The organism is Streptomyces hiroshimensis (genome assembly GCF_014650335.1).
Taxonomy (GTDB): Bacteria; Actinomycetota; Actinomycetes; order Streptomycetales; family Streptomycetaceae; genus Streptomyces; species Streptomyces hiroshimensis.
This window is the reverse complement of sequence record NZ_BMUT01000015.1, coordinates 101,115-125,891: the sequence shown is the minus strand read 5'-3', so window position 1 is coordinate 125,891 and position 24,777 is coordinate 101,115. Positions and strand designations below refer to the sequence as shown.

General features: G+C 71.3%; 20 protein-coding genes and 1 riboswitch. Of the genes, 13 read left to right on the top strand and 7 right to left on the bottom strand.

Annotation, left to right across the window (positions count from 1 at the left end; genetic code table 11):
• Positions 1–9: 9 nt before the first annotated feature.
• Positions 10–140, bottom strand: a riboswitch (FMN riboswitch).
• 409 nt (positions 141–549) lie between these two features.
• Positions 550–2,868 (top strand): chitinase C-terminal domain-containing protein, encoded by a 2,319-nt coding sequence (locus tag IE241_RS28580; RefSeq protein WP_373300794.1) that lies wholly within the window; start codon positions 550–552, stop codon positions 2,866–2,868.
• A gap of 110 nt (positions 2,869–2,978) precedes the next feature.
• Entirely contained in the window at positions 2,979–4,229 is a 1,251-nt protein-coding gene (locus IE241_RS28575) for an MFS transporter (RefSeq protein ID WP_190024744.1), read from the top strand.
• A 142-nt stretch (positions 4,230–4,371) separates the two neighbouring features.
• On the opposite strand, the gene IE241_RS28570 is transcribed toward IE241_RS28575, so the two are convergent.
• Positions 4,372–4,824, bottom strand: coding sequence for a hypothetical protein (locus IE241_RS28570; RefSeq protein ID WP_190024743.1), 453 nt, complete (start codon positions 4,822–4,824; stop codon positions 4,372–4,374).
• A 267-nt stretch (positions 4,825–5,091) separates the two neighbouring features.
• Here IE241_RS28570 and IE241_RS28565 point away from each other — a divergent pair, with 267 nt between their 5' ends.
• Positions 5,092–6,513, top strand: a complete 1,422-nt coding sequence (locus tag IE241_RS28565) for a uracil-xanthine permease family protein (protein WP_190024742.1) — start codon at positions 5,092–5,094, stop codon at positions 6,511–6,513.
• Between the two features lie 35 nt (positions 6,514–6,548).
• On the opposite strand, the gene IE241_RS28560 is transcribed toward IE241_RS28565, so the two are convergent.
• Together IE241_RS28560 and IE241_RS28555 are read right to left on the bottom strand one after the other, a co-directional pair.
• Positions 6,549–8,486, bottom strand: coding sequence for an AAA family ATPase (locus IE241_RS28560; protein ID WP_190024741.1), 1,938 nt, complete (start codon positions 8,484–8,486; stop codon positions 6,549–6,551).
• A gap of 481 nt (positions 8,487–8,967) precedes the next feature.
• The gene (locus tag IE241_RS28555; protein WP_373300791.1) at positions 8,968–9,591 is read right to left on the bottom strand and encodes a uridine kinase family protein; all 624 of its coding nucleotides are present in this window, start codon (positions 9,589–9,591) and stop codon (positions 8,968–8,970) included.
• A 226-nt stretch (positions 9,592–9,817) separates the two neighbouring features.
• Between IE241_RS28555 and IE241_RS28550 the strand changes: the two genes are divergently transcribed.
• The 4 genes from IE241_RS28550 to IE241_RS28535 all read left to right on the top strand — a co-directional run bounded on the left by IE241_RS28550 (position 9,818) and on the right by IE241_RS28535 (position 15,808).
• On the top strand, positions 9,818–11,311 hold the full coding sequence (locus tag IE241_RS28550; protein WP_190024740.1) for a C39 family peptidase: 1,494 nt from the start codon (positions 9,818–9,820) through the stop codon (positions 11,309–11,311).
• Positions 11,312–11,543: 232 nt separating this feature from the next.
• Entirely contained in the window at positions 11,544–12,104 is a 561-nt protein-coding gene (locus tag IE241_RS28545) for a GNAT family N-acetyltransferase (RefSeq protein WP_373300793.1), read from the top strand.
• 243 nt (positions 12,105–12,347) lie between these two features.
• Positions 12,348–13,172: an SAM-dependent methyltransferase gene (locus IE241_RS28540; protein ID WP_190024738.1), complete on the top strand. Its 825-nt coding sequence runs from the start codon at positions 12,348–12,350 to the stop codon at positions 13,170–13,172.
• A gap of 587 nt (positions 13,173–13,759) precedes the next feature.
• On the top strand, positions 13,760–15,808 hold the full coding sequence (locus IE241_RS28535; RefSeq protein ID WP_308433758.1) for a putative bifunctional diguanylate cyclase/phosphodiesterase: 2,049 nt from the start codon (positions 13,760–13,762) through the stop codon (positions 15,806–15,808).
• A 72-nt stretch (positions 15,809–15,880) separates the two neighbouring features.
• Here the strand turns inward: IE241_RS28535 and IE241_RS28530 are convergent, their stop codons facing one another.
• Positions 15,881–16,285, bottom strand: a complete 405-nt coding sequence (locus IE241_RS28530; protein ID WP_190024737.1) for a DUF779 domain-containing protein — start codon at positions 16,283–16,285, stop codon at positions 15,881–15,883.
• A 278-nt stretch (positions 16,286–16,563) separates the two neighbouring features.
• Between IE241_RS28530 and IE241_RS28525 the strand changes: the two genes are divergently transcribed.
• The 5 genes from IE241_RS28525 to IE241_RS28505 all read left to right on the top strand — a co-directional run bounded on the left by IE241_RS28525 (position 16,564) and on the right by IE241_RS28505 (position 20,727).
• Positions 16,564–17,238, top strand: a complete 675-nt coding sequence (locus IE241_RS28525) for a GGDEF domain-containing protein (RefSeq protein WP_190024736.1) — start codon at positions 16,564–16,566, stop codon at positions 17,236–17,238.
• Between the two features lie 389 nt (positions 17,239–17,627).
• On the top strand, positions 17,628–19,016 hold the full coding sequence (locus IE241_RS28520) for an outer membrane protein assembly factor BamB family protein (protein ID WP_190024735.1): 1,389 nt from the start codon (positions 17,628–17,630) through the stop codon (positions 19,014–19,016).
• Between the two features lie 248 nt (positions 19,017–19,264).
• A complete protein-coding gene (locus tag IE241_RS28515; protein ID WP_190024734.1) occupies positions 19,265–20,035 on the top strand; it encodes a hypothetical protein in 771 nt (256 codons plus the stop codon).
• Positions 19,939–20,280 (top strand): RICIN domain-containing protein, encoded by a 342-nt coding sequence (locus IE241_RS28510; protein ID WP_190024783.1) that lies wholly within the window; start codon positions 19,939–19,941, stop codon positions 20,278–20,280. Before IE241_RS28515 ends, IE241_RS28510 begins: the two co-directional genes overlap by 97 nt.
• A 192-nt stretch (positions 20,281–20,472) precedes the next feature.
• Positions 20,473–20,727, top strand: a complete 255-nt coding sequence (locus IE241_RS28505; RefSeq protein WP_190024733.1) for a hypothetical protein — start codon at positions 20,473–20,475, stop codon at positions 20,725–20,727.
• 18 nt (positions 20,728–20,745) lie between these two features.
• Here IE241_RS28505 and IE241_RS28500 read toward each other — a convergent pair whose 3' ends face one another.
• The gene (locus IE241_RS28500; RefSeq protein ID WP_190024732.1) at positions 20,746–21,000 is read right to left on the bottom strand and encodes a hypothetical protein; all 255 of its coding nucleotides are present in this window, start codon (positions 20,998–21,000) and stop codon (positions 20,746–20,748) included.
• Between the two features lie 205 nt (positions 21,001–21,205).
• On the opposite strand from IE241_RS28500, the gene IE241_RS28495 reads away from it, so the two are divergent.
• On the top strand, positions 21,206–21,457 hold the full coding sequence (locus IE241_RS28495) for a hypothetical protein (protein ID WP_190024731.1): 252 nt from the start codon (positions 21,206–21,208) through the stop codon (positions 21,455–21,457).
• 148 nt (positions 21,458–21,605) lie between these two features.
• Here IE241_RS28495 and IE241_RS28490 read toward each other — a convergent pair whose 3' ends face one another.
• Together IE241_RS28490 and exaC are read right to left on the bottom strand one after the other, a co-directional pair.
• On the bottom strand, positions 21,606–22,952 hold the full coding sequence (locus tag IE241_RS28490; protein ID WP_229899927.1) for a wax ester/triacylglycerol synthase family O-acyltransferase: 1,347 nt from the start codon (positions 22,950–22,952) through the stop codon (positions 21,606–21,608).
• A 276-nt stretch (positions 22,953–23,228) separates the two neighbouring features.
• Positions 23,229–24,752 (bottom strand): acetaldehyde dehydrogenase ExaC, encoded by a 1,524-nt coding sequence (gene exaC, locus IE241_RS28485; RefSeq protein ID WP_190024729.1) that lies wholly within the window; start codon positions 24,750–24,752, stop codon positions 23,229–23,231.
• Positions 24,753–24,777 lie beyond the last annotated feature (25 nt).

Below are 24,777 nucleotides of genomic sequence, written 5' to 3'. Positions count from 1 at the left end.
GCATACCCGCCGCGCACTGCCTCCCATCCGGACTTTAACCGTCGGTCCAGGAATTTCACCTGGTCAACCGGCCGCTGGCTGCGGACGGGTCGCGGACTGTAACCGCCGGTTCGGACTTTCACCGACCCCGGAGTGCGCTGCGTTTTCTGAATTTCAGGTCATGCTACATGCGTACGGCCTGCGGCTTCTTAAAACCGCTGGTCGACGGGACCGAGCGTACGCCGGGCGGCGGCGCGGTGTCCACGGCGATGTGACGCACTAGACCCCGGTCGGGACAAGGCGAACAGGGGGTCGCGGGGGAGCGTCCGGCTCCGGTTTCCGGACTTGGTCCGTACCTATTGACGCACTGGTCTAGTCCTCTTAACCTCTGCCACACCTCCGAGGAGTACGGCCCGCCGGTGTGCGCACACCGGCGGGCCACAGCACGACGCTCACCCCCCGCCCGCCCGGCCCCGCCGGGCACCCCACCTGGAGGACCTGATCGTGTTGTTCCGAGAGAACCGGGAGCGCCGGGAAAGATCCTGTACCGGCTCCCGCGCCCGCCGCGGGATCACCGTCGCCGCCGTCGGCACCGCCCTGGCCGGACTGCTGATCGGCACGGTCTCGGCGACCGCGTCGCATGCCGAGGACCAGGCCGCCTGCCGCCCCGACGGCCTCTACACCACCCCCGGGACCGACGTCCCGTACTGCTCCGTCTACGACTCCGCCGGCCGCGAGAAGATGGGCGCCGACCACCAGCGCCGCGTCATCGGCTACTTCACGGGCTGGCGCACCGGCAAGGACGGCACCCCCGCCTACCTCGCCCCGGACATCCCCTGGGACAAGGTCACCCACCTCAACTACGCCTTCGCACACGTCGGCCCCGACGACAAGATCTCCGTCGGCGCGGACGGTGCGGACAACCCCGCGACCGGCATGACCTGGCCGGGCGTCGCGGGCGCCGAGATGGACCCGGACCTGCCCTACAAGGGCCACTTCAACCTGCTGAACAAGTACAAGAAGCAGCACCCCCAGGTGAAGACCCTCATCTCGGTGGGCGGCTGGGCCGAGACCGGCGGCTACATCGACGAGAACGGCAAGCGCGTCGACTCCGGCGGCTTCTACAAGACGGCGACCAACGCCGACGGCTCGGTCAACCAGGCCGGAATCGACACCTTCGCCGACTCGGCCGTCGCCTTCGTCAAGAAGTACGGATTCAACGGCGTCGACATCGACTACGAATACCCGACGTCGATGAAGGACGCCGGAAACCCCAAGGACTGGGCGCTCGCCAATGCCCGGCGCGGCGGCCTGAACAAGGGCTACGCGGCACTGATGAAGACGCTCCGCGAAAAGCTCGACCGGGCCGGGGCGGCGGACGGAAAGCACTACCTCCTCTCCGTCGCCGCACCCTCCTCCGGATATCTGCTGCGCGGCATGGAGACGTACCAGACCACGAAGTACCTGGACTACGTCAATGTGATGTCGTACGACCTGCACGGCGCGTGGAACGAATTCGTCGGGCCCAATGCCGCGCTCTACGACGACGGAAAGGACGCCGAGCTCGCCAAGTGGGGCGTCTACACCACCGCCCAGTACGGCGGAATCGGCTACCTCAACGGCGACTGGGCCTACCACTACTTCCGCGGCTCGATGCCCGCGGGCCGGATCAACCTCGGCCTGCCCTACTACACGCGCGGCTGGAAGAACGTCACCGGTGGCACGAACGGCCTGTGGGGCACGGCGAAGACCACCTCCTGCCCGGCCGGCTCCGGCCTCACCACCTGCGGCGACGGCGCCGTCGGCATCGACAACCTCTGGCATGACAAGGACGACGACGGCAAGGAGTCCCCGGCCGGCTCCAACCCGATGTGGCACGCCAAGAACCTGGAGAAGGGCGTCGTCGGGGACTACGCCGGGAAGTACGGCTTCCCGGCCGGCACCAAGCTCACCGGCACCTACGCCCGCAATTACGACACGGGCCTGACAGCGCCGTGGCTGTGGAACGCGGAGAAGAAGGTCTTCCTGTCCACCGAGGACGAGCAGTCGGTGAAGGCCAAGGCCCAGTACGTGGTCGACAAGGGCCTCGGCGGGACCATGGTCTGGGAACTCGCCGGCGACTACGGCTGGAACGCCGCCAAGGGGCAGTACGAACCGGGCACCACCCTCACCACCGCGATGTACGACGCGTTCAAGGCCGCCCCCGCCTACGGCGCCCGCCGTGCGACCACCGAACTGCCCGCCCAGGTCCTCGACGTGGACGTGAGCTTCACGAACTTCCCGCTCGGCGACAGCAACTACCCGATCAACCCGAAGATCCACATCACCAACCGGACCAAGGCCGCCCTCCCCGGCGGCACGGAATTCCAGTTCGACTACGGCAATTCCGCGCCCGGGAACGCCAAGGACCAGTCGGGCTGGGGGCTGAAGGTCGTCCGCAGCGACCACACCGCCGCCGACAACATCGGCGGCCTCAAGGGCGACTACAACCGGGTCTCCGTGAAGCTTCCCGCCTCCCAGCCGCTCGCGCCCGGCGCCTCCGCCGACCTCGACTTCGTCTACTACCTGCCGGTGTCGACCCCGTCCAACTGGAGCGTGAGCTTCGGCGGGAAGACGTACGCCCTCGCCGGCGACCTGGCCCGCGGCACGACCGTCGTCGACCCCGGCGGCCCCACGCCGACCCCGACGGGTACGCCCACGGGCACCCCTACGGGAAAGCCCACCGGCGGTACCTGCACCGCACCGCAGTGGGACAAGGCGGCCGTCTACAACGGCGGCGCCACCGTGGCCTGGAAGTCCCACTCCTGGAAGGCCAGGTGGTGGACCCAGGGCGACGAGCCCGGCACCACCGGCGAGTGGGGGGTGTGGCAGGACGCGGGCGCCTGCTGAGCCCGCGCCGCAGGCCGTGACGGGGCTCGAACGGGGTCTGCTGCCGGGCCCGTGACGGGACCCGCGCCGGGGTCGACCCGCGCGGGCCCTGTCCGGGAGGATGAGGCGCCATGGACGCCCGAGACGGAACCGGCGACGGAACCGGCGGCGGGACCACGGACCGCGCTGACGGCCGGCTGCGCCGCGCACGGTTCGCCGTGGCCGCGGTGTTCGCCGTCCACGGCGCGGTCACCGGCAGCTTCGCCACCCGTATCCCCTGGATCCAGAGCCACTTGGACCTCAGCTCCGGCGAGCTGGGCCTCGCGCTCGTCCTCCCCGCCGTCGGGTCCTCGTGCGCCATGCCGCTCGCGGGCCGCATCAGCCACCGCTTCGGCTCCCGCGCCGCGCTGCGCGGGCTGATCGCCCTGTGGTGCGCCTCCGTGGCCCTGCCCGCGCTCTCGCCGGGGCTGCCGGCGCTCTGCGGGGCGCTGGCCGTCTACGGGGCGGCGTCCGGCATGGCGGACGTCGCCATGAACGCGCTCGGGGTGGAGACCGAGGAGCGGCTGGGCCGCTCGATCATGTCGGGCCTGCACGGCATGTGGAGCGCGGGCGCGCTCGTGGGGTCCGCGGCCGGCGCGGCCGCCGCGCACGCGGACCTCGACGCCCGCATCCACCTGGGCATCGCGGCCGCGGTGCTGGCCGTGCTCGGCTCGGTGGCCTGTCACCGGGTGCTCGACCTGCGCACCGCCGCCGGCGAGCACCCGCCGCCCCGGTTCGCCCTGCCGCCCCGGTCGGCGCTCGTCATCGGCGCGGTGGGCTTCTGCGCGGTCTTCGCCGAGGGCGCGAGCCTGGACTGGTCGGCCGTCTACCTCCGGGACGTCATCGGCTCCGACCCCGGCGTCGCCGCCGCCTGCACCACGGCGTTCTCCTGCACGATGGCCCTGGCCCGTTTCGCCGGCGACCCGGTCGTGCGGCGCTTCGGCCCCGTACGGACCGTGCGCGTGAGCGGGGTCCTGGCCACGGCGGGCGGGGTACTGGTGGTGACGGCCCCGGGTGCGCCGTCCGCCGTCGCCGGGTTCGCGCTGATCGGTGTGGGCATCGCCGTCGTGGTCCCGCTGGCCTTCGCGGCGGCGGGGCGCAGCGGGCCCGCGCCGAGCCGGTCGATCGCGGGCGTCGCGACGATCACGTACACCTCGGGGCTCGTGGCTCCGGCCGCCATCGGCCAGATCGCGGACGCCGGTTCGCTGGTGACGTCGTTCGGCCTGGTCACGGTCCTGGCGGCGGGGCTGGTGGCCGGGGCGGGCGTGCTGCGGGCCGGGGCTGAAGAGCGCACGGCGGCGGCGAAGGAGAAGGCGCCGGGGGAACGGTCGGAAGCCAGGTGAACGACCCGGCCCCGGGGTCCGGAACCCCGGATCGCGGGGCTCCGGACCCCGGGGCCGGGGAGGGAAATCCGGACGGGCCGGGCGACGGACCGATGAGGTCCGCCGCCACGGCCCGCGCCGTGGTGATGAGGAGCAGGTGCGGTTAGAGGATGCCGCCGAGGATGCCGCCCCAGCCGCCGCCCCAGCCGCCCCAGCCGCCGTGGTGGCCGCCCCAGCCGCAGCTGCTGTGGCAGTCGTCCCAGCCGCCGTGGCCGCCGTGGCCGCCGCGGTGGCCGCCCCAGCCGCCACCCCAGCCGCCGCCCCAGCCCCAGTCGTCCCAGCCGCCGCCCCAGCCGTGGTCGCAGTCGCGGTCGTGGTGGCCCCAGCCACCGTGGTCGTGGCCGCCCCAGCCGCCGTGGTGGTGGTCGCGGCCGTGGTCGTGGTCGCGACCGTGGTCGTGGTCGCGGCCGTGGTCGCGGCCGTCGCGGTCGTGATCGTCGTCGTGGAAGGCGACCGCCGGCGTGGCGGGGGCGGCCTGGGCCACTCCGGCGGCCGGGACGATCGCGACTGCGGCGATGATGGCAGCGGCCGCGGCGCGGCCGGCGAGCTTACGCATATGTGTCTCCTGAGTTGCAGGAATCGGACAATGGCACCGATACCGTGCTCATGGCGGAGAACAGCATGAGAAGACGGTCATACAGTCCTACGGGCGACCAATTGCGCCGGTTGCAGCAAAATCCCGGCGACGGCGGACGCCGCCGGGTGGAGCGCTGGACGCCGCCGGGTGGAGCGGGCGGACGGCGGCGGGTGGACCGGAGCACCGCCCGGTCCGGCTTAGCATGAACCGGATCATCACCCCCCACACGACCTTTCGGGAGCTTCCATGGGCCTCGGCGTGCGCTGGACCCTGCACGGTGACGGGCGCACCCCCGCCCCTGGGGCCGTCGTCCGGCCCGACGAGCGGCTCTCGTGGCCGCGGACCGCCGGCCTCGGCGCGCAGCACGTGGTCGCCATGTTCGGCGCGTCCTTCGTGGCCCCGGTCCTCATGGGCCTGGACCCCAACCTGGCGATCATGATGTCGGGCGTCGCCACGATCCTGTTCCTCCTCGCGACGCGCGGCCGGGTGCCCAGCTACCTGGGCTGCAGCCTCTCCTTCGTCGGCGTCGCCGCGATCATCCGGGCGCAGGGCGGCGGCAGTGCGGCCGTCACCGGCGCGATCTTCGTGGTCGGCGCGGCCCTCCTGCTGAGCGGCCTGGTCGTACAGAAGTTCGGCGCGAAGATCATCCACGCGGCGATGCCGCCGGTGGTCACCGGTGCCGTGGTCATGCTGATCGGCTTCAACCTCGCGCCGGTCACGGCCCGGACGTACTGGCCGCAGGACCAGTGGACGGCGCTGCTGACGATGCTCTTCACCGGCCTGGCGGTGGTGTGCCTGCGCGGCTTCTGGTCGCGCGTCGCGATCTTCCTCGGCCTGGTCTTCGGCTACGCGATCTCGTGGCTCTTCGACCGCCTCTTCGGCAAGATCCACTCGGTGAACGGCGGCCCCGAGGCCGTCGACCACTGGCGCCTGGACCTGTCCGGGGTCTCCAAGGCCGACTGGATCGGCCTGCCCTCGCTGCACGCCCCGAGTTTCGGCTGGTCCGCGGCCCTGGTGGCGCTGCCGGTCGTCATCGCGCTGATCGCCGAGAACGCGGGTCACGTCAAGGCCGTCGGCGAGATGACCGGTGACCGGCTGGACGACCAGCTGGGCACCGCGATCTCCGCGGACGGCGTGGCGACGATGCTCTCCACCGCCGTCGGCGGCCCCGCCAACACCACCTACTCCGAGAACATCGGCGTCATGGCGGCCACCCGCGTCTACTCCACCGCCGCCTACTGGGCCGCGGCCGGCTTCGCCCTTCTCTTCGGCGTCTGCCCGAAGTTCGGCGCCGTCGTCGCCGCGATCCCCGGAGGCGTGCTGGGCGGCATCACCGTCATCCTCTACGGCATGATCGGCCTGCTCGGCGCGCAGATCTGGGTCCACAACAAGGTCGACCTGCGCAACCCGCTGAACCTCGTGCCCGTCGCCGCGGGCGTCATCATCGGCATCGGCGGCGTCAGCCTGAAGATCAGTCAGAACTTCGAGCTCAGCGGCATCGCCCTGGGCACGATCGTGGTCCTCTCCGGCTACCACGTCCTGCGCGCCCTGGCCCCGGCCCACCTCAAGACGCAGGAACCCCTGCTGGACGAGGGGACGAGCAGCTACGACGCCGAGGCGGAGTCCGCTGCCGGGTCCGCTGCCGCGGGGGAGAAGGGCGCGGGGTAAGGCCGTTCCGGCGGAATGCGAGGCGGCCGAAGCCGTTACGTTGACGGGTCCTGCGGATCGCGCGAGCCGTCGCGCCGGGCGCCCCAGCCCGGCCCCGCCAGCACCTCCCCGTAGGCCTGCATCAGATCCGGCAGGCGCAGCGTCGCCAGGTCGTCGCGGGTCGGGGTGCCGGGGTAGCCGGACAGCCGCAGATCGCGGTACGCGCAGCTCTTCTCGTACAGGGTGCGCAGGAAACGGCCGTTGCCCAGCTCGTCGATCCAGCCCTGCGCGACGACGTGGGCGCTGATGCTGCGCAGCTCCTCCAGCGCCTCCTCGTCCCAGCTGTCGCCGTTCTCTGCGGCCAGCACCTCGCCGATGCTGGTGAGTTCGGAGGGGCGGTAACTGGGGAAGTCGACGCGTGTGGTGAAGCGGGAGCCGAGGCCGGGGTTGGTGGCCAGCAGCCGGTCCATGCCCTCGGGATAGCCGGCGAGGATCACCACGAGCCGGTCGCGGTTGTCCTCCGCGCGTTTGAGCAGCACCTGCAGGGCCTCGTCCCCGTAGGCGTCGCCCTTGGAGTAGCCGGAGTTGGAGAGGCTGTAGGCCTCGTCGACGAAGAGCACCCCGCCGAGCGCGGAGTCGATCAGCTCATTGGCCTTCACGGCCGTCTGGCCCAGGAATTCGCCGACCAGATCGGCGCGCTGGGCCTCGACCAGATGGTCGCCGCCGAGCAGCCCGAGGGCGTAGAAGACCCGGCCGAGGATCCGGGCGACGGTGGTCTTGCCGGTGCCCGAGGGGCCGGAGAAGACGAAGTGGCGCTTGGGGGGCTGTACGGGCAGGCCCTGGCCGGCCCGCAGCCGGGCCATGTGCAGCTGGGCGGAGAGCGCCCGCACCTGCCGTTTGACGGGTTCGAGGCCGACCATCCGCTCCAGCTCCGCGAGGGCCTTGGCCAGCAGGACGGGGTCGGAGGGGCCGGGCAGGGGCTTGCCGGTGGACTGGGCGGGGACGCGGACCTTGCGGCGGACGTCGTCGGGCCCGGTGTCGGTGTCCGTCTGCAGGGTGCCGGCGGGCTCGGGATCGGTGCCGGTCAGCACATCCCGGCCGTCGAGGGTGTCGAGGACGTCCGGGGCGGCCGCGGGTGCATCGGCGCAGGCGGCGGGCGGGGGCGTGCCTGCCGGCTCCTCGCCGGGCCCGCCGAGCGGCACCGGGGCGAGGCCCAGGCCGTCGTCGAGGCCGTCGCCGTCGGCGATGGCGGTGAGCCGGGCGGAGGTGTCCATGAAGGACGGGTCGACGCGGTGCACGGCGCGGTAGAGGGGGAGCGCGGCGGCGCTGCGGCCGGTGCCCTCGTGGGCGCGCGCGAGCCAGTAGCGCAGCTCCTTGCGCTGGGGCTGCTCGCTGCGGCAGCGCATCAGCGCCGCGGCCAGCAGCGGCTCGGCCTGCCCGTACATCTCCAGCCGCACCCGGGCCATGCCGCCGAACAGCCCGGCCTCGATGCCGAGCAGGGGATCCTCCAGCAGCGGCTCGGTGTGCCGGACGAGCTGCTCCCAGTCCTTGACGAGGTAGGCGCGGCAGGCGTGCAGGAAGCGGGCCTGAGGGTCGGTCTCGACGGGCGGGCAGCCGGCCAGGGCGCGGTCCAGCTCGGGGACGTGACGGCCGTCGAGCCAGTGCGAGGCGTGCGCGAGCAGCAGGTCCCGGCCGGTCTCCAGGACGGGCTGGACCCACCAGCCCAGCCAGTACCAGGAGTTGAGGGTGCGCCGGTGGCGCGTGCGCTGCTCGCCGAAGCGGTCCCGGTGGCGGTACATGCGCAGCAGCGCGGTGGTGGTGTCCGCGCGCAGCGCGTGCAGGCCCAGCCATGCGTCGGCCATGCCGGGGTCCACCCGGACCGCCGCCCGGAACTCCTCCTCGGCCTGTGCGTACGCGCCCATGGTGTAGGCGTCGACGGCGCGCAGCCAGGCGAGATCGGCCGGGGCGGGTGGGCCCTGCATGCCGAAATCCATCACGTCCCCCACAAACCGTGCCCCCGTAGCGTGCTGCCCGGCGAGTGCCAGGCGCGCCTTGCCGAACCGCTGTGCTGTGGACGGGAGTTGACCAGTGTGTGCCAGTGCACCCGCCGATAGGTGCACCGAGTCGCATCGTACCTGCGCCGTTGGTCCGGGCCGAAGGGTGCCGCACCGCCGTTCGCGGCGGAAAAGCGATCCCCGGCGGCCGGCGGTCCGCTCCGGGGGATGGTCACCCAGGGTGAGGAATGCGGCGGAGCAAAGCGCCCAAAAGGAGAAGAGCGGGGTGGTACGAAGCCCCCGATCACGGGGGAACAACCGGGGGCTTCGCGTCCGCAGGCGGCCTGCACCGGCCGCACAATGAGAACGTAAGTCCTGTACGCCCCGTCGGTCAAGCGTAGTTGGCGCAGTCGGCGGGGATCGGACGGCGAGACCGGCCGGACCGCCCATGGTCGATCACGGAGTGTGATGATCAGGGTCGTCAGGAGGGGGGTATGGCCGTCCTGCACGGCCCCGGCAGCACCTCGTACCCCCCGCCGCGCTGAAGAATCAGCAGTTCTGCGTACGGGCGCGTCGGGTCGGCGGCGAAATGTTCGCGCTCCGCTCGCATCCAGCCGTCCCAGAAATCGGACAGCTCTGCGCCGTCACGGAGTTGACCCCTTTCCCAGGAATGCTCATGAGGCAACTCCATCCACAGCAGACACGAGAGATGAGGCCGCAGCGCGCGGCGCCCCGCCCCGACCCCCTCCACGAGCACGACCGGCTCCGGCCCGATCTCCCGCGCGTCGGCGAACCGGCGGGCCACCCAGTCGTACGCGCGGAAGCGCGCCGTCTCCCCGCGGCCGAGAGGGGCGAGCACCTGCTCGTGCAGCCGCCCGGTCCACTCGAACAGCTCCTCGTGCGTCGCGACGTCATCCAGATGCAGTACGGGCGCACCGCCGAGTGCTGCCGCGAGGCGTGCGCTGAAGGTGGTCTTCCCGGACCCCGCGTGTCCGTCGACGGCGACCAGGCGGACGGGGCCGAGGGACGGAGGGAGCGTCAGCAGCCAGGGGGCGAGGCCGTCGAAGCCGAAGGAGGCCGGGCCGTTGCGGAGGGGGGCGTTCACCAGACCAGCCTAGGTGGGTCACTCCCTGGGGAGGGGACGGGTGGCGTCGGGTTGACCACCCTTCCCCCGTCCTGCCGGTATCGGGACCGGCAGGACGGGGAATCACTGGCACACCCGGCGCGCGGTGTCCGTGCGTGCGCCCCATCCGCAAACCCATCTGCAAGCCCATGCGCAAACCCATCCGCAAGCCCATCCGCGATCCGCAGACGACTGGGGGACCAGCGCCATGTCCAGTAGCACGCCCAGCAGACCCACCCCGCGCCGTACCGTGCTCGCCGCCGCCCTGGGCGCCGCGGCGGCCGTGTCCTTGCCGCCCGGATCGGGCTCCTCCGGCTCCTCCGGCACTTTCGGCTCCTCCGGCTCCTCCGGCTCCTCCGGACCTTCCGGCCCCTCCGGACCTTCCGGCCCCGTGTCCCTCTCTTCTTCCTCCGTCTCTTCGATCTCCTCTTCCTCGTTCTCCTCCGTCTCCGGGAGCGCAGCCGTCGACTACTACGCCTGGACCTCGGCCGGCGACTGGCGGCAGGGCACCGCCGGCGGCACCCGCATCCGTACCGGGCGGCGCGACGGCCTGGTCATCGACCGGCCCGCCGGCACGCTGGAGTACGCCGACCCGCACACCGGCACCAAGACCTCGTGGGAGTACGCCACGTGGACCTCACCGGTCCGTACGCCTCCCGTCCCCGCGAGCGAGGTCATCGCCTCCTGGAACGCCCACGCGCCCGCCGGCACCTGGATCCAGGCGGAGGCGCGCGGCACGTACACCGACCGCACCCGGACCCCGTGGTACGTCATGGGCCGCTGGACGGCCGGCGACGGCCCCGACGACATCCGCCGCACCTCCGTAGACGGCCAGGGCGACGGCCGCAGCAACGTCTCCACCGACACCCTCGCCGTCGACAACCCCGCCTCCGGCCTGCGCATCGCCTCGTACGAACTGCGCCTGACCCTCTGCCGCAGGGCCGGGAGCCACCACCTCACGCCCACCGTGTGGAGGCTCGGCGCGATGGGCTCGGACATCCCCGACCGCTTCACCGTGCCCGCCTCCGCGCCGGGGGCCGGCGCGGGCCACGAGCTGCGCGTGCCGCGCTACTCGCAGGAGATCCACAAGGGGCAGTACCCGGAGTACGACAACGGCGGCGAGGCGTGGTGCAGCCCGACCTCGTCGCAGATGGTCCTCGAGTACTGGGGCCGGGTGCCCACCGCCCGGGAACTCGCCTGGGTGAACCGCGACTACGCCGACCCCCAGGTCTGCCACGCCGCCCGCTTCACCTACGACCACCAGTACAAGGGGTGCGGCAACTGGCCCTTCAACGCGGCCTACGCGTCGACGTACCGCGACATGCAGGCGGTGATCACCCGGCTGCGCTCGCTCGGCGACGTCGAGAAGCTGATCCGCGCGCGGATCCCCGTCATCACCTCCCAGTCCTTCCTCGCCTCCGAGCTCGACGGGGCGGGCTACGGAACGGCCGGGCACCTGATGTGCGTGGTCGGGTTCACCCGGCAGGGCGACGTGGTCGCCAACGACCCGGCGAGCCCGTCGAACGCGGCGGTCCGGCGGGTCTACAAGCGCCGCCAGTTCGAGAACATCTGGCTGAGGACCAAGCGCTACAACGCCCAGGGGCAGGTCAAGGGGGGTTCGGGCGGCGTCTGCTACCTCTACTTCCCCGTGCGGCCGGAGGAGCGGCAGCGGCGGGTGCTGCGGGAGCTGGGGATCCGCTGACGGGTGGAGGAGTGGCCTCCGTACGATCGGGCGCGGACAGGACGTGAGCGTCGTACGCCGTACGGAAGGAACCATGACTGTGCATCAGAGAGTCGCTGCCACTGCCACTGCCACTGCCACTGCTGCCGCTGGCACCGCCACCGCCGCCAGCACCACCACCGTCGTACCGGAGATCCGCCGGGCCCGGCAGGAGGAGCGGGACGCGATCAGCCTGCTGCTGGGGGAGGCCTTCATGGAGGACCCGGTCAGCGGCTGGGTCTTTCCGGACGAGGCGCACCGCCGCGCCGCCCACCCCGGGTTCTTCGGGGTGTTCCTGGACGCGGCGCTGCGCGACGGCTGGGTCGACGTGATGGACGACCTCTCGGCGGCGGCGCTGTGGATACCGGTGCAGGCGGGTGGTGCCGGCGACGGTGCTGCCGACGCCGCTGCCGCTACCGAGGCCGATGGCGACGACGAGCTCAGCGAGCAGCTGGCGATGGCGGATCCCGGGAACGACCGCGCCCGGATCGTCGCCGAGCTGACGGAGGCGGCCCACCCCGGGGACCGCGCGCACTACTACCTGCCGACGATCGTCGCCGCCCCCGGCCGGCGCAGCGAGGGCCGGGGCAGGGCGCTCCTGACGACCGTCCTCGACCGGTGTGACGCGGAGGGGATGCCCGCCTATCTGGAGGCGAGCAGCGCCCGGAGCAAGGGGCTCTACGAGCGCCTCGGCTTCGCCTTCACCGGTACGCCCATCGATCTGCCGGACGGCGGGCCGCGGATGTGGCCGATGTGGCGGGAGCCGCGGGGCTGACGCCACGCAGGAGCGAGCCGTCCTGGGATCGCTCCCGGGACGGCGGCGGCGACGGCATCAGGACATATTTCCCCTCTTGGTCATTTATTGGCATGATCAACCATTGGCGTGATCGAAGCCGTGCGGACGAGGGTGAATGAGAGCTGAATGCGGATCGCTGATTTCCGCTTGCCGCTTCCATTCGAACGAACGATCAGTAGCCTCTGCTCACATGTCCCCGAGACGAGCTGGAGCAAGAGACTGATGGAGCGTCCCACCTGGGCCCCCCAGGGCATCGACCTTTCCGTGCCGAGCGTGTCCCGGATCTACGACTACTACCTGGGCGGCTCGCACAACTTCGAGGTCGACCGGGAGGCCGGCCGACGGGCCATGGAGGCCTTTCCCGGACTGCCGAAGATCATGCAGTCGAACCGGGCCTTCATGCGGCGCGCCGTGCGCTACGCCGTCGGCGAGGGCGTCACCCAGTTCCTCGACATCGGCTCGGGCATCCCGACCTTCGGCAACGTCCACGAGATAGCGCAGGCCGCGGACCCGCGCTCGCACGTCGTCTACGTCGACCACGACCCGGTGGCCGTCGCCCACGGCCGGGCCGTCCTGGAGGGCGACCCGCGCTCCGCCGTCCTGCCCGCGGATCTGCGCAAGCCCCATGACATCCTGACCAGTGACGAGGTCGGCAGGCTCCTCGACCTTGACCGGCCGGTCGCCCTGCTGCTGGTGGCCGTCCTCCACTTCGTGGAGGACCAGGACGACCCGTGGGCGGCGGTGGCCGAGCTGCGCGACGCGCTCGCGCCGGGGAGCCTGCTGGTCCTCACGCATGCGACGACCGAGACCGGTCCGATCAGGCCGGAGGAGGGGCAGGGAGTGGAGGGCGTCTACCGCAACGTGGGCTCGCCGCTGCTGATGCGCTCGCGCCCGGAAGTGGCGCGCTTCTTCGACGGCTTCGACATGGTCGAGCCGGGGCTCGTGGCCATGCCCGACTGGCGGCCCGACCCGGTGAAGAGCGCCGGCGGAGCGGACGACGACCCCGCCATGTATGTCGGCTTCGCGGGCGTGGGGCGCAAGCCATGACCCGAAAGCCGCGCGGCGAGGAGCCGAGCGGATCCGGAGACGGAACGGCAGGGCCGGTTACCGGTGGCCCTGCCGGGGCAGAAGTCACAAGGCCTCGCAAGGGGAGCGAGGCCGGGACCGAGGGCACAAGCGGAACCAGAAACGGAATCGAAAGCGGAAGCGGAACCGAGGTCGGGGTGGGTATCGGGAGCGGGGCGTTGTCGCCACTGGACACGGCGGCCGCGGGCAGAACGGCGGGCCGTTGCGGGCGGGACGGTGACGGTGCCGGAGCCGGGGAGGGCGACCGGGATCGGAGCGGGACTCCGGCCGGCACGCCGGGGACGGCCGGGCCCGGGACGGACCGGTTGGGCACGGACCATCCTGGGACGGACCGGTTGGGCACGGACTGTCTCGGGACGGACCGCCCCGGGGCGCTGAACGCCCACGCCCAGATGGACCACGACGTACGAGGGCCGGGCGGCCCCCCGCACGAGCGCCCCTTGCCCCTGCCCGGAGGGCAAGACGCCCATCTGCCCGGAGGGCAAGACGCCCTTCGCCGCTTCGCAGCCGTCTGGAGCCGGGCCGTCTACCCCGCGACCGCCACCTCCATGACCCGCGCCGAGTTCGAGGACTACCTCGTCCCGCTCGCCGCCCTCCTGCGTACCGCCCTCCGCTCGCAGCCCTTCGACCCCGAGCCCGCGGCCGAGGTCGGCGCCGCGCTCGTCCGCGCGCACTGCACCGACCCGGACGCCCTGTCGCTGATCCTGGGCGCGGTCGACTCCTACCTCGTCCTGTACTGCCCGCCGGACCGGAACCTTTCGGACGAGGAGACCCGCGCCCGCTGCTCGCGCCTGCAGCACACCGTCGCCGCCGGCTTCGCCCGCGCCCTGCGCGAGCGGACCCTCGCCGAGCAGGAGGCCCTCTCCCGCGCCGCCCTCGCCGCACAGGCCGAGACGGAACGGGCGCTGCACACCAGCGAGGAGCGCTTCCGCGCCGTGTTCGAGGGCGCCGCCATCGGGGTCGGCATAGCGGACGTCGAGGGCCGCATCATGGACGTCAACGACGCCCTCAGCCGCATGTTCGGCACCAACGCCGCCGAGGTCACCGGCCGCAACGTCGGCGAGATGGTCCACCCCGACGACTCGCCCGACGTCTGGGGCCTCTACAGCGAGCTCGTCCGCGGCGAACGCGACTACTACCGCGTCGAGAAGGCGTACTACCGCGGCGACGGCAGCGTGCTGTGGACCGACCTGTCCGTCGCCCTGCTGCGCGACGCGCACGGCCGCCCCCAGTACCAGCTCGCGCTGATGGAGGACATCACCGAGCGCCGCCTGCTGCACGAGCAGCTGCGCTACGAGGCCACGCACGACGCCCTCACCGGCCTGCCCAACCGCACGCTGTTCTTCGAGCGGCTCGACCGCGCCCTCGCCCCCGGCGAAGACCGCTTCGGCGTCTGCTACCTCGACCTCGACGGCTTCAAGGCCGTCAACGACAGCCTGGGCCACGCCGTGGGCGACCGGCTGCTCGTCGCCGTCGCCGAGCGGCTGCGCTCGTGCGCCGAGGAGCCCGCGGAGCTCGTCGCCCGCCTCGGCGGCGACGAGTTCGTGGCCCTGCTGACCGGCCCCACCGCGCAGGAGGACGCGGCCGCCCTCGCCCGCCGGATGCTGGCCGCGCTCGCCGAGCCCGTACGCCTCGACGGCCGCGACCTGTCCGTACGGGCCAGCATCGGCATCGTGGACGGCGCGTCCGGCGAGAGCGGCGCCGCGGAGGTGCTGCGCAGCGCGGACATCACCATGTACCGCGCCAAGGCCGCGGGCGGAAACCGCTACGAGCTCGCCGACGCGGACTCCGACGCCCGCGTCATCGCCCGGCACAGCCTGACCAACTGCCTGCCGGCGGCGCTCGACAACGGCGAGTTCTTCATCGAGTACCAGCCGCTCGTCCGGCTCAACGACGGCACGGTGCGGGGCGCGGAGGCCCTCGTACGCTGGCTGCACCCCGTCCACGGCGTCCTGGGGCCGGACCAGTTCATCCCGCTCGCCGAGAGCACCGGCCTGATCGTGCCCCTGGGGCGCTGGGTGCTGCAGGAGGCCGCGCGGCAGGCGCGCGCCTGGCGGTCCGAGGGCACGAACGAGGGCCCGATGCGGGTCAACGTCAACCTCTCGCCGTCCCAGCTGCGCCACCCCTCGCTCGTCGCCGACACGGTGGCCGTCCTCGACAGCTCGGGCCTGGACCCGTCGGCCCTGTGCCTGGAGGTCACCGAGAACGCCCTCATCGGGGCCGACGAGGAGGAGCTGCGGCCGCTGCGCCAGCTCGCCGACCTGGGCGTGGACATCGCCCTGGACGACTTCGGTACCGGCTACTCCAACCTCTCCTACCTGCGCAGACTGCCCGTCAGCACGCTCAAGCTGGACCGTTCCTTCACGCGCGGCATGCAGCGCGCGCCCGCCGATCCCGTCGACGTGAAGATCGTCGAGGGGATCGTCTCGCTCGCCCACACCCTGGACCTGTCGGTGACGGTCGAAGGGGTGGAGACGGGCACGCAGGCGGAGCACCTGAGGGTGCTGGGATGCGACACGGCCCAGGGCTGGTACTACGCGCGGCCGGGCCCGCCGGAGCGGCTGCACACGCTGTCGCTGGTGGACGCGGCGTCGTAGGCGCAGGTGTAGGTGCAGGCGTAGGTGTAGGCGTCGGCGCAGGTGTAGGCGTCGGCACCGTATGGGGGCTTCTCAGCCGAGCTGCCGCGCCTCGTCATCCGTGAGGAGCCGTGACCGCAGCAGGAAGCGCTGCCCCTCCGGCGCCTCAAGGGAGAAACCGCTGCCGCGGCCGGGCACCACGTCCACCGTGAGGTGGGTGTGGCGCCAGCGCTCGAACTGGTCGGCCGACATCCAGAAGCCGACCGGTTCCGCGACGCCTTCGACCGTCAGCTCGGCGAGCAGGACGTCCGAGGCGCCCGTACGGAACTCGCCGTCCGGATAGCACATCGGCGAACTGCCGTCGCAGCAGCCGCCGGACTGATGGAACATCAGGGGGCCGTGCCGCTCGCGCAGCAGGCGGAGGAGGCGCGCGGCGGCGGGGGTGAGGGCGACGCGCGAGAGGGGGGCTTCGGGGCGGCCGGTCTTCTGTGGACTCACCGTTGATCTCCCTTTCCGCCGGATCTCTGTCGGATTGCCCAGCCTGCCGCGATCCGCGGCCGTGGGCCAGAGGTAGGCGCGGACGGGTGCGGAACGGGTGGGGCCGTGGGCACGGCCACGGGCGGGGCCCGGGGAAACGGGGGATCTCCAGCATGACCGGACCCACCCACCGGCCCGCTCGCGCCCCACCGCGACGGCGTACTCGCGCCTCAACGCGCGCTCATGGCGTCCACGGCGAGGGAAGCGACGGGCCACCTCTCTGTTCCGGAAGGTGCCCGATGAACCTCCTGATCCAGGCCTTACCGATCGCCGCCCCCACCATCGGATGGGCCGCCCACGCCCTCTTCCTCGTCCGCCGCCTGCGCACCGCCCGCACCGACCCGCTCACCGGCCTCATGTGCCGCGAGGAGTTCACCAGCCGGGCGCAGCGGGCGGTGAAGCGGCCGCACGCCGCCGTCCTGCTGCTCGACCTCAACGGCTTCAAGCAGATCAACGACACGCACGGGCACGCCGTCGGCGACCAGGTCATCGCGGCGGTCGGCCGGCGCCTGGCCGCGTGGTGCCGGGAGCGGGGCGGTTTCGCGGCGCGGCTGGGCGGCGACGAGTTCACCGCCGTGGTGCGCCTCGCGCCGGACGCCGACCTGGACTCCGAGCTGACGTGCAGCCTCTCCGCCCGTCTCTCGGCACCGCTGGAGACCGGCAGCGTCACTCTCTCCCCGCGGGCCTCCATAGGCATCTGCCGCACCAGCCACCGGCCCGGCGCCGCCCTCTCGGACCTGCTCCGGGGTGCGGACGAGGCGATGTACACCGCCAAGCGACTCGGCGAACACTGGCGCCCCGCCGGCCCCGTCGACGTCTACCGCACCACCAACGGCCGCCGCGACGGCCGCTCCGGCACCCGCTCGGGCGCCCATCTGACGCTGCTCGCGCCGATGCGCAGGAACGCGTCGTAGGCCCGGGCCGCACCTGTCGTACAGGCTGCATCTGCCGTACCCGCACCCGGCGCCCGCAAGCCGCCCGGCGGGCCGCCGGGGAATCCGACTTGGTATGACTAGTCCCTTACGAGGGAGAGAAGGAGATTCGAGGCCGAATGGGCGAGCCCTTGAACGAGAACGGCGGGGACGACTACGTCATCGCGCCGCCGGACCCGACGCGACCGCCGACGCCGCCGACGCCGCCGACGCCGCCGGCACCGGGGGAAGCGGCGGCACCGTCGTACGGACCGGTACCGGCGTACGGACCGGCACCGTCGTACGGTGCAGCACCTCCCTACGCAACGGGCCAAGTCCCGCCGCCCATGTATGCACCGGTGTATGCACCGGGTATACCGGGAGCACCCCGTATGGTCCCCGACCGCCCCACGCGCAAAGGGCTGATAGCCCTCGCGGTGGCCGTGGGACTGGTCCTCGTCGTCGCGCTGGGGGCGGGCGTCTGGATGCTGCTGCCGGACGGCGGGGCAAGGGGCGGATCCGGCAAGGCAGGCTCCGGTGGAAGCCGGGCGACCGTGTCGTGGAGCCTTCCGTACACCAGGTCCGGGCTTGAGCACCCCACGATGATCCGTGGCGTCTGGTTCACCGACAAGAGCGTGGTCAAGGCCCTGCCGGACCGCGTGGTCGCCCTCGACCCGAAGACAGGCAAGCAGCGCTGGGAGGCTCCGACCCCCGGCTCGGGCAGCGTCCTGTGCCAGGCGTCGGCCGACTCCACGGCGGGCATCGCGGTCCTCGCCCGCGGCTCCGGGGCGGCGTGCCACACGTTCTACGCCGTCGACCTGACGTCGGGCAAGACGCTCTGGGAGCACTCCGTCGACGCCGACGAGTGGGCACCCTCCAACGGCCCCCGGATCGCCCGCAGCGGCGACGTCGTGGTCGTCTCGGCGGACAACCACCTCACCACCGCGTTCCGGGTGAGCGACGGAAAGCAGCTGTGGAAGGACGACGACAAGGGCCTGTACGAGGGCGCCGAGGACGGGGACACCTGCAGGGGCGAGGGCTACACCGGAGGCAAGCAGCTCCTCCGTATCCGGCACTGCCTCCTCGGCAGCAAGGACCCGGGCACGTACCTCGCCTCGGTCGACCCGGCCACCGGCCATGAGAAGTGGAAGTACCGCCTCGGCGAGTACGGCACGCACGGGCAGGTCCTCGCGACCTCCCCGATCGTCGTCGACGACCCCGACCAGCCCTACGAGGGCCGTATGCGCGTGAGCGTCCTCGACGACGACGGCAAACTCCGCACCCGCCTCGAAGGCACACCCAAGCGCCGCTTCGGCCTCACCCGCGGCGACGGCAGCGCCCCGGCTCCGGACGTCCGGATCGCGGGCGACAAGCTGGTCATGGCGACGGCTCGCGAGGAGAAGGACTCCGACGACAACAACCAGCTGACCGCCTGGTCCCTGACCACGGGAAAGCGCCTGTGGGAACAGCGCGCGACGGGCTACCTGCAGACGTTCCACCTGGTCTCGTCGCCGGCGGACACCGACGCCGTCCTGGCCTACTCGGCGGGCAACATCCACGACCCGGCCACCCTGGTCCGCTTCGACCCGGCGACGGGATCCCGGAAGACCGTCCGCACCTACCGCGCCACCCCCACCACGGCCTGGATAGGCTCCGACCCCTACCCCGTGGCCCACGGCAAGTCCCTCTACCTCTCGGCGGGTTACGTCTCGGAGACCAAGGGCAGGAAAGTGGAACGCCGCCAGAAGTCCCTGATAGCCCTGCCGGGCACCGACAACTGACGCGGGGGAGGCCTATACGGAAACGCAGGCCTCCCCTCTGGTTCGTATTCCGGCCGCTCCTCGTGACCGATTCCGTCATGGCTGTGCGTTCGACGGTGCCGCTATGTTTCCGGCAATCAGGCACCAGTGACTGACCAGTCAGTACCGGGCTCCGGCTTTTCGACCCACGTCCGGAGCCCGGCCGTTGGACGAGAGGGGCCCTGACCCTCGCGCTGGCCACCACCTCGGTGTTCGCCGGTGTGACCACCATGGCCGGGTCCGCCGCCGCGGCGACCGGTCCGAAGGCGGGGGACTTCTGTACGTCCGCCGATCTCGGCAAGCGACGCCCGGTCGTCAAGACCGCGTTCGTGGAACCGACGATCACACACTTCAAGGGCTACTACATCACCGCAGGATCGACCGGCAGCCAGACCGTCACGGTCAAGAACGAGACCACGATCACGGTCGAGGTGGGCCTGGACGTCAAGCTCTCGGCCGAATTCGGCAGCGAGCTGCTCGGCAAGGTCGGGGCGAGCGTGGGCCTGAGCGTGAAGACGACCGCTTCCGCGACGAGCTCCGAGACCCAGACGATCACCTGGGACTTCCGCAACCCCGGCCACTACGGCCTCTACCAGGGCACGCGCAAGATCACCGGCGAGTACGCGAGCCTCAACTGCAACCGCGTCGTGCAGAGCAGCGGCACGGTCAGCACCCAGTGGGTCGAGCGCCCCGGCAGCACGTACACGACCTTCTCCACGATCGAGGAGGGCGCGGTGCGATGCGAGGACACGGTGCCGGCGGACAGCATCATGAGAAAGGCGCAGGAACACCTGGGCTGCAAGATCGCACCGTCGGACAAGTCGGCCCGTAAGGCGCTGAAGCCGGCCGTGACCCCGTCGAAGTTCGGCCCCCTGGACCCCGGCACGCTCCCTCCGGGCTTCACCTGCGACACGCCCTCGAGTGGCGCGTATGCCGCGGCCCGGAGGACACCGGAATCGCCGAACAGGTCCTCATCAACCGCGCGACCGGCAAATGCCTGAACGTCGTGGAGGACACCGCATCCACCGAAGGCGGCGAGGTCCAGCAGGCCGCCTGCAAGACCGCGGACAACCTCCAGCCCTTCTACATCTACCGGGACGTCCCGGGCTCCAACAAGATCGACATCCAGAACAAACAAAGCGGCTTCATGATCGGTCAGGAACGCATCTCCGACAACCAGCCGATGCGCCAATACAGCCTGGGCAAGCCGGACGGCACGGGCACGTACCTCCTCGAAAAGGCCTGATCCTGCACGGACCTCTCCCGGAACGAGCCCGGTCGGCCGAAGCAGGGGACCTGAACGCCCCATCAGCAGTCCAGGTCCCCTGTTTGCAGGCAACTTGACCCCACCACGCCCGGGACGGCTCTGAGCGCCCGATGCGAGAATCATGGCTCTCAAGGATCGCGGGCGAGTGGACTGAAAGTGAGGCGCGGAGAGATGCGGCAGGGAGACACGCCGGGGCGTGACCGGGTGCCGGTCGCGCATGAGCTCTTCGGAAACCACCGAACGCTCATCCTGGGAATTCTGGCAACGCTCGCGGGAGTCGTGGGAACCGTCGGCGGCGTCTCCGACGGCACCGGGGCACTCGGCATTCTGGGGTTCATCGCCATCGGGACGCTGGGGCTCGGGCTCGTCGTGGGATACGTCGTGGCCCTCTCAAAGAAACCGCACCCGGCGTCCCGGCACCGCTGAGCCGGGCGTCGATGCCTGTCACGGCTTCGCCGGCCGATCGGTCGCCACCAGCCGAGCGGCGATCCCCTGGGCAGGTGTGTCAAGAACCAAGATGCGGGTGCTCAACCGCGGCATGCGGGGCAGCGGCAGTTCGAGGTTATCGGGTTCAGGGAATTTGATTCCATGTGCCGCCAGGGCCAAGAAGAAGAGAAGATGTGGCTGCGGAGATTGAACGCCGTCATAGACGATCTCGATATAACCGGCGACAGGGAGAGGGATGCTCGGATCACTCAATTGCATGAAGTCTATACGGCTGCGGCTAAGGTGATTCGGGTAATCGATCAGTCGAAGGTGAAATCGCGCATCGCCGACGAAACTCGGGCAGCCGCTCGGGAAGTGGTTTTCTCGGTGCTGACGGCCGGCCGGAGGAGTGGTCTAGCTGCGGCATGCCCACACCTCACGGCATGATGCCCTGCATCGACCACCGTAGGGGGAAGCGATGTCTGGTTACAGCGACGTGCAGAAGGCCGTCCGGGCCGAGAAGCGCCAGATCTGGTGCGCCTGGGTCTCTGGCGGGATCGTCATGGCGGTCATCGCAAACGCCACCCGGGACATCGCAGTTGTCAGTGCCATCACCGAGGCGTTGTTCCTTGGCCTCGGCATCCTGGCCACCCTCGCGGCCGTGCGGATGACCAGCGCCCTCAATCGCAAGGATGAGGCTGCCCGCAGGGAAGTCCTTGACGACATCTGACCCGTCAGCCGCTCACCACCTGGCACGCCTACCGGCAAGTTCGCTCGATTTGCACCGTCACCGGCCTTGCCGTCGGCCGCACGACGTCGAGAAGGTCCTTGGGCCGCTCCGAGGTCGGGGCGGCCCAAGTGCCGGAGGCAGGAATGGCTCAGGTGCCGCAGGCGGCGACCAGCTCGGCGGCCTCCTCCGTGATCGACCGGGCGAGCAGGTCCAGGTCGGGCACGGCGACGGCGTCGGCGAGCAGGCCGTAGTAGACGCGGTCCTCGTACGTGGTGATGCCCACGGCGAGGGACTGCCCGGGCGCGAGCGGGGCGAGTGGGCAGGCCTCGCGGACGGGGCTGTCCGCGAGCGTGAGGCCGTGGATGCCGCGCAGCGGGACGCTGGAGATGAGCAGGTCGTAGAAGAGGCGGCCCGAGCGGGCGATCAAGCCGCCGCCGAAGCGGTGGCCGAGGGGCGGGATGACGTCGGCAAGCAGCGCGGCGGCGCCCGGGCCGTCGGCGGGCCCCGCCTCCTTGTTGCGCTCCATGACCTCGTGCACCGCGCGCAGGCGGGCGAGGGGCTCGGCCTCGTCGACGGGGAGCCGGGCCAGGTAGCCGGAGAGCCGGTTGCCCGAGGCACTCGGGTCGCTCGGGTCGCGCAGCGATACGGGGACGAGGGCGCGGGGGCTGACGCCGTCGCTGCCGTCGCCGCGCTTGTCGAGCCAGTGCCGCAGGCCGCCCGCGACCACGGCGAGCAGGACGTCGTTGACGGTGCCGCCTGTGGCCTCACGGACGCGGTTCACGTCGCGTAGGTTGACGATCGCGCCGTCGGCGCGGCGAGCGCCGGTGGCGCGGGAGGTGAGGGCGGGCGAGGAGCGCACGCCCCAGGCGGCGCGGGCCATGGCGGAGCCGATGGACAAGGCCCGTCCGGCGTCGGTGACGGCGGAACGGACCAGGCCAGGCAGCTTGCGCGGATCGGGCAGACGCAGGCCGGGATCGTTCTTCTGCGGCCGTGGCGCATCGGCCGGAGCGGGTGTCCCGTCGACGGCGCCGGGGTCCAGGAGCGACAGGGCGTACGACGCCGCGCGCATGCCGTCCGCGTGGGCGTGGTGGAACGTGAACAGGACAGCGAAGGAAGTGCCGTCCGCGCCGGGCAGCACATGCGCGGCCCACGGCGGCCGCCCCCGCTCCAGAGGCTGTTGCATCAGGACCCCGGCGGCCGCGTAGAAGTCCCGTACGGGCGCGGCGAGGTGTACGTGGTCCAACGGGTCGTAGCCGGGGTCGACATGGCGGGCGGCAGCGCCGACGGGGAGCCAGACGGGGCGGATGCGGGTGTTCAGGCCCGGTATGCGGGCGGCGCGAGCGGCGAGCAGCCGGGCGGCACACTGGGCGGCGTCCGGGCTGCCGGCGTCGAAGATGAAGAGCCCACCCATGTGCAGAGGATGGCCGGCGGACTCGATGTTCCAGAAGGCGAGGTCGAGCGGGGAGAGCAGTTCGGGGGTCGCTTCAGAGGTCACGGGGTCTCCGAGGTCACGGGACATGGGTGCACTCGCGCGTCGGGTGAGCAGGGGGACGACGCTGCTGGAGGTAAGCGAGCAGAAGTCAATCGCCGTCGGTCGACTACGGTCAAGTGCGGCCAGGGCACGCTGCGTTAATGGCACATGAAGGCCGTCGGTTTCAGGCCCCTCTTGCCGCATCGCCGGTCTGCTTCGCCGGAGGTGTTCAGATCGTCGCGGAAGGGGTCTCTGGCCTGCTTTTCCGCAGCTCAGAGACCCCTTCTGCGGTCACTGGAACTAGAAGAAGCCCAGCTTCTTCGGGGAGTACGAGACGAGGAGGTTCTTCGTCTGCTGGTAGTGGGTCAGCATCATTTTGTGGGTTTCCCTGCCTATGCCTGACTGCTTGTAGCCGCCGAAGGCTGCGTGGGCCGGGTAGGCGTGGTAGCAGTTTGTCCAGACTCGGCCTGCCTGGATGGCTCGGCCGGCTCGGTAGGCCGTGGTGCCGTTGCGGGTCCAGACGCCGGCGCCCAGGCCGTAGAGGGTGTCGTTGGCGAGGGTGATGGCGTCGTCGAAGTCGGTGAAGGGGGTTACCGCTACGACCGGGCCGAAGATTTCCTCCTGGAAGACGCGCATGTTGTTGCGGCCTTCGAGGATGGTGGGCTGGACGTAGTAGCCGCCCGCCAAGTCGCCGCCGAGGTCGGCGCGGTGGCCGCCGGTGAGGGTGCGGGCGCCTTCCTGGCGGCCGATGTCGAGGTAGGAGAGGATCTTCTCCAGTTGGTCGTTGGAGGCCTGGGCGCCGATCATTGTGGCCGTGTCGAGGGGGTGGCCCGGGAGGATTTGTTCGGTGCGGGCGGTTGCCGCTTCCATGAACGTTGCATAGTGGCCCTGTTGGATCAGGGCCCGGGACGGGCACGTGCAGACTTCGCCCTGGTTGAGGGCGAACATGGTAAAGCCTTCGAGGGCCTTGTCGAGGAAATCGTCGTCCGCCGCCGAGACGTCGTCGAAGAAGATGTTCGGGCTCTTGCCGCCGAGTTCGAGAGTGACCGGCTTCAGGTTCTCCGATGCGTACTGCATGATCAGGCGGCCCGTGGTCGTCTCGCCCGTGAACGAGATCTTGGATACTCGGGGGTTTGCCGCCAGCGGCTTTCCCGCTTCCACACCGAAGCCGTTGACGACGTTCACCACGCCCGGGGGAATGAGGTCCGCCACCAGGTCCAGCCAGATGTGGATCGACGCCGGGGTTTGTTCTGCCGGCTTCAACACCACCGCGTTGCCTGCTGCCAGCGCCGGAGCCAGTTTCCACGCCGCCATCAGGATCGGGAAGTTCCACGGGATGATCTGGGCCACCACGCCCAGCGGCTCGTGGAAGTGGTACGCGACGGTGTCCTGGTCGATTTCCGAGAGGCCGCCCTCCTGGGCGCGGATCGCGCCCGCGAAGTAGCGGAAGTGGTCGATCGCGAGCGGGATGTCGGCGGCGAGGGTCTCGCGGACCGGCTTGCCGTTCTCCCAGGACTCGGCGACCGCCAGCTTTTCCAGGTTCTCCTCCATGCGGTCCGCTATGCGGTTCAGTACGGCCGCCCGCTCGGCCGGGGAGGTGCGGCCCCAGGCCGGAGCCGCCGCGTGCGCCGCGTCCAGCGCGCGTTCCACGTCCTCGGCGGTGCCGCGGGCGATCTCGGTGAACGGCTGCCCGTTCACCGGTGTCGGGTTCTCGAAGTAGCCGCCCTGCTTCGGCGGTACGTACTCGCCGCCGATCCAGTGGTCGTACCGCGGGCGGTACGAGACCACCGCGTCGGGGGAGCCGGGGTTCGCGTAGCGAGGCATCAGGGCGCCTGCCCTTCCGGTGACT